The sequence below is a fragment of the Streptomyces sp. NPDC041200 genome, assembly GCF_055591805.1.
This window is the reverse complement of the sequence record NZ_JBVIZF010000125.1, coordinates 1-2,183: the sequence shown is the minus strand read 5'-3', so window position 1 is coordinate 2,183 and position 2,183 is coordinate 1. Positions and strand designations below refer to the sequence as shown.

The window sequence follows — 2,183 nt, the reverse complement described above, 5'->3', positions numbered from 1 at the left end:
GACCCTCGACTCCCCTGCCGATCAGCAGCCCATGCTGGGCACCGTGCTGCCGACTCTGTCGGCCTGGCGGCGGCAGCATCGTGAGCAAGCGGTCATCGACTCTTGGCGCTACCGGACGACGTGGAAGCAACTATCCGCACCCGCCGCACCCGCCACGCTGTCCGGCACTTGGCTGCTACTCATCCCGTCCGACCAGGCCGACCACCCCGCCGTGGCGACCGTCGTACAGGCCCTCACCACGCACGGCGCCACTCCCCTCCCTCACACACTCGACACCCGGCAGGCCCATCGCACTGATCTGGTGGAAGACCTCACCCGGCTCACCGCCGACAGCGAGCCAACGGGAATCGTGAGTCTGCTCGCACTCGTCCAGGAGCCGCATCCCACCCACACCGCCGCTCCCTCCGGGCTCGTGGCCACCACCGCCCTCATCCAGGCTCTCGGGGACGCCGAGGTCGCCGCGCCGCTGTGGTGTCTGACCCAGGGTGCCGCCGCCATCCATCCCGCCGATCCGCTGCCCAGTCCGCGCCAGGCGCAGACGTGGGGGCTCGGCCGCTCGGCCGCGCTGGAACACGCCCGCCGCTGGGGTGGGATGATCGACCTTCCGACCGTCATCGATCACCACACCTCCGACCGTCTCGCGGCGCTGCTCGCGCCCGGGCAGCCCGAGGACCAGGCCGCGATCCGCGCCACCGGCACGTACGCCCGCCGCCTCAGCCACGCCGCTCCCCTGCCGTCGGCGAACCGTCTTCCGTGGCAACCGACCGGTACGACACTCATCACCGGCGGCACCGGCGGGCTCGGCGCCCACCTCGCACGCTGGCTCGCCCGCAACGGCGCACCCCACCTCCACCTCACCAGCCGCACCGGACCCGACGCCCCCGGAGCTGCCCAGCTCAGCGAAGAACTCACCGCCTTGGGGACCTCGGTCACCATCACCGCCTGCGACGTCTCCGACCGCACCGCCCTCCGCCACCTCCTCCACACCATCCCCGCCGACCGCCCCCTCACCACCGTCATCCACGCCGCCGGAGCCTCCGACACCGAGCTGATCGCCGATCTGCGGCCGGAACGCCTCCAGCGGGTGCTGGAGCCCAAGGCGCTGGCGGCCGAGCATCTGCATGACCTCACGAAGGGGCTCGACCTCAGCGCTTTCGTCCTCTTCTCCTCCGGTGCGGCCTCCTGGGGCGGCAGTCGGCAAGCCGCCTACGCCGCCGCCAACACCTACCTCGACGCCCTCGCCGAACACCGCCGTTCCCAAGGGCTCCCCGCCACCAGCATCGCCTGGGGCCCGTGGAGCGACGCGGGCATGGCCGCCGACGAAACAGCGCTCTCGTTCTACGGGCGGCGTGGGTTGGCCCCGCTCAGCCCTGATCTCGCGGTCGCAGCGCTCCACCACGCGCTCAGCCACCGCGACACCACCGTCACCATCGCGGACATCGACTGGGAGAAGTTCCCCGCCACGTTCACGGCACAGCGGCCGAGTCCGCTGCTCTCCGAGCTGAACGAGCCCGCCGTGCACCCGGCGGACCGTCGCCGCACCCCGTCCGCTGCCACACCGCTGCGCCAGCAGCTCGATTCCCGTACCCCCGACCAGCAGCGTCAGCTTGTGCTCCACCAGATCCAGTCCCTGGCGGCCGCGATCCTGGGACACACCGGGCCCGATGCCGTTCCACCCAGCCAGCCGTTCCAGGAGCTGGGGTTCGACTCCCTCACCGCCGTCGAACTCCGCAACCAGCTCGCCACCCTCACGGGCCTCGATCTCCCGCCCTCTCTCATCTTCGACCACCCCACACCGGACACCCTCGCGACCCATCTGTGTGCCGGCATCACCGGGCAGCGGACGACCGTCGCGGCCCATGCGCCCACCGCGGCCGCGCTCGACGAGCCCATCGCGATCGTAGGAATGGCCTGTCGCTATCCCGGCGGCGCGCGCAACCCGAAGGATCTGTGGGAGCTGGTCGTCGCACACCGCGACGCCATTACGGAGATGCCCGCCGACCGTCACTGGGATCTGCACACGCTCTTCCACCCCGACCCCGACCACACGGGTACGAGCTACGTCCGCGAGGGTGGCTTTCTCCACGACGCGCCCGCGTTCGACGCGGCGTTCTTCGGCATCAGCCCGCGCGAAGCGCTCGCCATGGACCCCCAGCAGCGGCTGCTCCTCGAAACCGCGTGGG

The 2,183-nt window shown here is 71.5% G+C and carries 1 protein-coding gene; it reads left to right on the top strand.

Annotated elements, in window-relative coordinates; all coding sequences use genetic code 11:
* Nucleotides 1–43: 43 nt before the first annotated feature.
* A partial coding sequence (locus tag ACZ6CL_RS42915; protein WP_468947007.1) for a beta-ketoacyl reductase occupies nt 44–2,183 on the top strand: 2,140 nt, incomplete at its 3' end.